This is a genomic window from Rhizobium sp. CNPSo 3670 (assembly GCF_057784555.1).
Window position 1 is genome coordinate 23,936 of the sequence record NZ_JBXSOL010000044.1, and the last position, 7,007, is coordinate 30,942.

4 protein-coding genes are annotated in these 7,007 nt (G+C 59.6%); 1 reads left to right on the forward strand and 3 read right to left on the reverse strand.

The features are described 5' to 3' along the window. Positions 1-167: 167 nt before the first annotated feature. The 3 genes from AC13QO_RS27180 to AC13QO_RS27190 all read right to left on the reverse strand — a co-directional run bounded on the left by AC13QO_RS27180 (position 168) and on the right by AC13QO_RS27190 (position 3,330). Complete coding sequence (locus AC13QO_RS27180; protein ID WP_488542433.1) at positions 168-1,673, reverse strand: O-antigen translocase; 1,506 nt, start codon at positions 1,671-1,673, stop codon at positions 168-170. Between the two features lie 27 nt (positions 1,674-1,700). Then, positions 1,701-3,002, reverse strand: coding sequence for a polysaccharide biosynthesis/export family protein (locus AC13QO_RS27185; RefSeq protein WP_483315452.1), 1,302 nt, complete (start codon positions 3,000-3,002; stop codon positions 1,701-1,703). A gap of 172 nt (positions 3,003-3,174) precedes the next feature. Continuing rightward, positions 3,175-3,330, reverse strand: a complete 156-nt coding sequence (locus tag AC13QO_RS27190; RefSeq protein WP_488542434.1) for a hypothetical protein — start codon at positions 3,328-3,330, stop codon at positions 3,175-3,177. A gap of 293 nt (positions 3,331-3,623) precedes the next feature. Here AC13QO_RS27190 and AC13QO_RS27195 point away from each other — a divergent pair. Beyond that, the coding region (locus AC13QO_RS27195; protein WP_488542435.1) for a N,N-dimethylformamidase beta subunit family domain-containing protein at positions 3,624-7,007 on the forward strand (3,384 nt) is incomplete at its 3' end.

Below are 7,007 nucleotides of genomic sequence, written 5' to 3' on the forward strand. Positions count from 1 at the left end.
AACTTGCATAACAAACAATGCGCGGATCTGAGGATGCGCGCATTGTTCGTTAGAGCACCAGGTAAGTGCGAAGCGGGTTTCCCAGGCAAAGAGCGCTTTTGCCGACAATTTGCCGTAAATACAAATGGTTAGAATGGTCTTGCATTTCCGCGATGAGCTGAATCGCTCTAGGCTGACTTCGTGATCCATCCGCGAATCATGGCCGGCACGGACTCCGGCGGAAGCAGGTCGACCAGCATGCGCAGTGAATACAACCCACAGACAAGGACGGCGACGAAGCCGATCACCGTCGCCGGCCACAGCGGCAAGATCGAGAACATCAGGAATACCAGTCCCGATGCGGGCAAGAAAAGCAATGCATGTCGGCGATTGGCGGCGGACCAGCGAAAACCGGTCAATTTGCGGACGATCACATAGATCAGGATGCCGTGCCAGACATAGAGGCCAAAAAACGCAATGCCGGCTCCTTGGGTACCGAGCAGCGATACCAGGAGCCAGGCAAGCCCAACATGCACGACTGCAGCCGCAACCTCAGTCCAGAAGAAAATCGCCTGGGTGTTCTTCGCCACGACGATGAAACCCATCGGCCAGGAAATAATGCGCAGCATCATGCCGAGACAGATCCAGCGCAGAAGTTCGACTGCCCCGTGGAATTCTGCCGAATAGAACAGGCTCATCATGAGCGGCGCCAGCGTCAGCGTGCCGAGCAGGCCGGGACCGGCGAGCAGCATGCTGGCTTCGGCCTGTTCGTTGACGAGCCGGTTGCACTCGATATCGTTGTCGATCATTGCAGTCAGACGAGGATAGAAATCCGTCCCCATGGCCTGCAGGATGAAGCCGGCGTAGAGACCGCCGAGACCCCAGGCAGCTTGATACAATCCCGCCGCCATGACGCCGCCTTCCTTCAGCACGATGATGCGGATGGCATAGGCCGCGCCGAAGGTCAGAAGCCCGCTTGCCATAAAGACGAACCCGAGCCGGAGCAGAGCCGACACCTGCCGGCTGAACTGGCGCGCCGACATCGGGTATGGATTTGGAAAGATCCGCCGGCTGTACCACCACGTCGGAACGATTGAGGCAGCTGCAATGACCACGAGCGACGGTGCGATCGCCTGCACCCCGAAGAGATAGATCAGGGGGATACTCACCCCTGTACCGAAGAGTCCGGCAAGCACGTTGATGCGGGCAAGATCCGCAATTCCGCGCATACCCTGAATCAATGCGCCTTGCCCCGCAGACACCAGCCGGAAAAAAACGGCGAGCGACAGCAGCACAATGCCCCCGACGTGCTGGTAATCACCGAAGGTGAAACTTGAGACAGGATACGCCAATGCGGCAAGAAGGAGCGCCCCAAAGAGCGCCAGCACCACTGATATGCGTCTCAGTACGGTCGCCGATTGGGCAATCCTGTTTGTATCGCCGGTGCCGGCTGCCTCAGCGACCTGACGCACGCCACTGCCGCCGACGCCCAGACCAGCGAGGGACTGCGCCATATCCACGATCGAGCTGTAAAGGCCCATCAGCCCGATGCCTTCCGGCCCGAGCAGGACGGCCATGGCTTTGTTTCTGACGATGCTGAGTGCGACGTTGACCAGCGAAGAGCCGCCCATCAGCATCGTCGATTTGAGGATCTGGGTATAGGTCTGGCTTGGTGGGATCATTCTGAAAGTCATCGAAAGCCCCAGCCCGTCATCATCGGCTTACCTGACTGACATTGTCTGGACAGGCAGCGCAGCGGCGTCTTCTGATGACACATCGGCGGTGCGTACCCGAGTCACCCTGACCACGTCGCCCGGTGCCAGCTCCGTCATTTCGGAAGCCTGGAACTGACTGACCTCACCCTTTTCCCGCCGACTCACGATGAACGTCAGCGGCAATTCTTCATTGTAATTCTTCACGCTGGCGCCGCTCGACAGTTCTTCGAGAAGCAGTTGTTGCGTGGTGTCACGCTTCAATTTGAGCTGATCGAGATTGGCCTTTTCCGCCTGCACCTCGGTAGCGAGCTCATTGCGGCGAGTGTCGGAAAGTCCCTCGAGACTGCGCGTCGTCTCGTTGATTGCCTGGCGTCCCCGCATGATGGCAGTCACGAGATCGAGCCGATCGGAGCGATAGGTGGTGAGCAATCGTTCCAGATCCATCTGACGTGAGGAGATCGTCAGGCCCTTCTGGACCAACGTCTTCACGCTCGTCAGTTGTTCCTCCACTGACTGGATATTGTCATCCGAGCCTTTCAGTTTTTCTTGCAGCGTTTCGACTTCCGCAGTCAAGAGATTACGCAATTCGACGAGCGCTACCGACTGTCTGTCCAGCGCGCTTGCACGGGCCTGGAAAATGACCCGCTCCTCCTCGTAGATACTCTCGGCATATTGCCGATCGGCGGCGGACGGCTGATCGAAGACTATCTCCTTCGCGTCCGCCATCTCCGCCTGCAGCCGCGCGAGCTTTGCAGAACTGCGCAGCAGCGAGTGGTCAATGTCCCGCAAATCGCCGGCAAGCCTGATCGCCTGCGATTGCTGCTGCGCCGCCGCCCGCAACGGGCCGCCGCTCATGGCGAGGGATTGCAAGACACTGAGGCCGGAGCGAAACTTGTATTCTCCCGGCGCCATCACGTCTCCCACCACGTAAATGGAGGAATAGTCCAGAACGTCGATGGTCACTGCAGGTGCCTGGGCCAGACCCATCTTCGCCTGAAGGCGTTTGGCAATCTCGATGGTAAGGCCCGCATTGTCGAGATTGGCGACGGCCAACGACCCCAGGAAGGGCAGGGAGATTATACCTGAATCCGAAACAGTGTATTCCCCACTGATCCCATCCAACCGATCAAACTGCCCCTTGGACGGTATCCATTGCACGACACTCAGACGGATTTTCGTTTGTGGAGCGAAGAACGCGCTATCGGCGAGAGCCGGCGACACCGCTTCGGCAAGAAATGCGAGTGCACCGATGACAAACGTCGTGCGAAAGAGCAGCTGAGGGATGCGGTGCGATGAATTCATATACATATCTCGCCTGCGAAGCATCCTTGAACGGATACTGATCCAATGCCTTCACGCTGTTCGACCGCCGGCTGGCAGGTCCGAAGCCGCATCGTTAGTGTGCCGTCTGACGAAGGCTTGAGGAAGGTGAAGGTCGCTTGCTTTGCCTCATCACTATTGATGAGATGGGGTGGGTGCCTCAGTCTAAATCGAGCAGGAGCGTATATCTCAGAGAGGGATCATCCTGAAAAATCACGAGATCATGCACGCAGGAATAGGTGCGCTCGCCGTGAAGGACCGCGATCGCATAGGCGTGCCGGATCGAAGGCGCCCCGATGCGGACGGCCTTTGCCATCGCTTGGTCGACCCGATCCGTTGCTTCCTGCCTGGGCGTTTCCAGCGTCAGTGCCGCCAAGTGGCGATGGTGGACTCTGCCGCCGCCGCGGCTTCCTGCACCGGACGCGGCGAAGCTTTACGGCCCGTCGCACCCGCCACTATTTCATACAACACGGCTGTTGCCCAAAGGATGGCGCCCGTAGAGCGAAAGGCGTAGGATATACTCGCTTATTTTTCGACTATACTTCCTGGAGTCGTATCAAACGATCCTCATAGATTTGATCCCGATTAATATAGCGAGAGGTACCCGCCATGTATCGCAACGCTCGCCGGTGGATTTCGCACTCACTTCTCGTGGATTCCTTGGTGCCCCGATGGTTGACCGTCGGCGGAAAAGAAAGATCGCGCAAACCTGCCGAAAAGCATAAGGATAGTGCTCAACTAGCGGCATCTGTGCAAACTGCCGAGGGACACAAGCAGGGCATTTTTGTCGACGATCCCTATAAGGATGCGGCCCTCAACGAGCATGATGGCGGGCAGAGAGAGCGCGTGAACGGCGACGCGGTCAACAGCCTCGAAGAGCGGCCGTTGCCTGACACTTTCGCAACGCCTGGCGAAATGGGAATTCGAAGCGGCGATGTGGCCGCGCTGTCGGCGCTTAAACCGGATTTTGCACGGTTCCAGTGGCACGCGGATGGAGTTGCGTTCGGGGCCGCATCGTCCCTTCAGCGCACCGATACCGCAATGAGCTCCATGGGCGACGATCCTCTGGCTCCCTATCTGCCGCAAAGCCCCGCACCGACAGCTTCGGGGCATGGTGCTCCTAAGGTGGCGGCCGGGCGTGCTCATTCGGGCAAGGTGGTCATTCTCGAATCGAGTCCGTCAGGGCAGGCGACTGCGCACGACGCCGGCGCGAATTCGCTGGCCTTCGGCATGCCCTTTGGCGTGTGCGGGTGCGGCTATCTTACCTCCCCCACGCGGATTCTTGATTGGGCTCATGGCGGCGCCCTGCTTCAACAGGACGGTCAATTGCCGGGGACCAGGCTGACCGAAGGGCCGGACTATGTGGCGACGATCAAGCAGGCCATCGGCGCCTCGGTCAGCGATCCGCTTCTCGATCGTGACTTGTCTCCACTCTCGGGCTGGACCGGCACTGCAACATGGTCGGACGCGGCGCTCACCAATGGAACCCTGCCAGGCGGGGGAGAGACGGGAACGGGAACCAAATCCAAGGATATCGGTATCCTGTCCGGCTCTGTGACGAAGCCACCTAAGCCTTCTACGCAAGGGTCATCGACAACGCAGAGCCTGGCGGCTGCGGCGGTGGCCAGCAACGCCATCGTGCTGGAAAACCAGAAGCAGGGCAATCCGGAGAGCGAGTGGGGCATCGACGGTGCCGGCAGCTCCAACATCGAAGGGTTTGCGACCGATATCAGCGTCGATAATGGAAAGACGATCAGCTTCAAGATCAATACCAATTCTACCAACTACCGGATCGATATCTATCGGCTCGGCTATTATGGCGGCATGGGGGCGCGCAAGGTCGCGACGATGCAGCACACCGGATTGCAGACCCAACCTAGTCCATTGCGCAATGCGACGACCGGCACGGTGGACGCCGGTAACTGGGCCGTCTCGGCGTCTTGGACCGTACCGGATGATGCCGTTTCAGGCGTCTATATCGCCAAGCTCGTCCGTCAGGATGGCACCTCCGGCGAAAATCACATCCCGTTCATCGTGCGCGACGACGACAGCCACAGCGACGTTGTCTTCCAGACCGCGGATGAGACCTGGCAAGCCTACAATGGTTGGGGTGGCGCAAACCTCTATGGCGGCAACGGTCCAGCGACAGGGCAGGGTGCCGGTCGCGCATATGCCGTTAGCTACAACAGGCCGATCGCGACGCGCGGCGGGGTCGGCACTTACGCCGGTCCCCAGGACTATCTGTTCGGTGCCGAATATGCGGGCATCTACTGGCTGGAACAGAACGGCTATGACGTCTCCTATCTGTCGGGTGTCGACGCCGATCGCTATGGCAGCCTGTTGCTCAATCACAAGACTTATGTCGATGCCGGGCATGACGAATATTGGTCGGGGCAGCAGAGAACCAATGTCGAGGCCGCGCGCGATGCGGGCGTCAACCTGATGTTCTGGAGCGGCAACGAAGTCTATTGGCGCACTCGCTGGGGCAACGCCTATAGCGCCGACGGCACGCCCTACCGCACCCTGATCACCTACAAGGAGACATGGGCGGGCGGCGATATCGATCCTTCCGACCAATGGACAGGCACCTTCCGCGACCCACGCTTCAGCCCACCTGCCATCGGCGGCGGCAATCCGGAGAATTCGCTGACCGGCCAGCTGTTCAAGGTCGACGATGTCGGCAGCAACCTCGGTGCGATCACCGTTGGCTATGATGATGCCAACCTTCGCTTCTGGCGCAATACGAGCGTTGCCAATCTTCAGCCCGGGCAGACGGCAACGCTCACCAAAAACTATCTCGGTTACGAGTGGGACGAAGCACCCGACAACGGCTTCGATCCGGCTGGCCTGGTGAAGCTGTCGTCGACGACGCTTCCGGTCAGCAGCTATTTGCTCGATTACGGAAACACGACCGGCAATGCGACGGCGACCCACAATCTGACGCTCTATCGCGCGCCTAGCGGCGCGCTGGTGTTCGGCGCCGGCACGGTCTACTGGACATGGGGTCTCAGCGACAATCACGACCTCACGGCGACCCGGACGGACTCGCGCGTACAGCAGGCAATGGTCAATTTGCTTGCTGACATGGGCATTCAGCCTGGAACGCTACAGTCCGGGCTCACCGCCGCGACCGCTTCGTTGGACCACACTGCGCCGACATCGGTCATCACGGTGCCCGCCACGGCGACCGTTGGATCCACCGTGACGATTACCGGCACCGCTGCCGATACCGGAGGCGGGGTCATCGCCGCGGTCGAGGTTTCGACCGATAACGGGGCGAGCTGGCATCCGGCGACGGGCGATGAGAACTGGACTTATACCTGGCAGCCGCAAACCGCGGGCACCTATACCATCCGATCTCGCGCAGTCGATGATAACGTCAACCTGGAAACGCCCTCTGCGGGACGAACGGTCACCGTCAGCGGGCCGAGTTACACCTCTCTCTTCGGTTCGGGGACGCCAGCGGTCGTCAACACCAACGATACCTCGGCGGTTGAACTCGGCTTCAAATTCCAGACATCCGTGGCAGGTACCGTCACCGGCATTCGTTTTTATAAGGGAAGTCAGGATACCGGCACACATACCGGTTCACTGTGGTCGAGTACCGGCACGAGGATTGCGAACCTCACCTTCACGAACGAGACTGCCAGCGGCTGGCAGACCGCCTATTTCACCAGTCCGGTATCGCTGACGGTCGGACAAACCTACACTGCATCTTACCATACCAATACCGGTCACTATTCGTCGACGACCGGCTACTTCACCTCAAATGTAACCAGCGGTCCGCTCACGGCGCCGGCCAGCGGCAATGGCGTCTATGCCTATGGCAGCAACAGCCTATTCCCCACGAGCACCTTCCAGTCGACGAACTATTGGGTCGATGTGATGTTTACGACGCCGAGCTCGAATACGACGCCGACGGCGGTTGCCGATGCAGGGGATGCGACCGAGAAGGGTGGTGTGGCCAATGGTTCGGGCGGCGTGGCCGCCAGT

Excerpts from the sequence above, each read along its gene's own strand:
- AC13QO_RS27180 (WP_488542433.1), bottom strand. The coding sequence starts at position 1,673 with ATGACTTTCAGAATGATCCCACCAAGCCAGACCTATACCCAGATCCTC.
- AC13QO_RS27185 (WP_483315452.1), bottom strand. The coding sequence starts at position 3,002 with ATGTATATGAATTCATCGCACCGCATCCCTCAGCTGCTCTTTCGCACG.
- AC13QO_RS27190 (WP_488542434.1), bottom strand. The coding sequence starts at position 3,330 with ATGGCAAAGGCCGTCCGCATCGGGGCGCCTTCGATCCGGCACGCCTAT.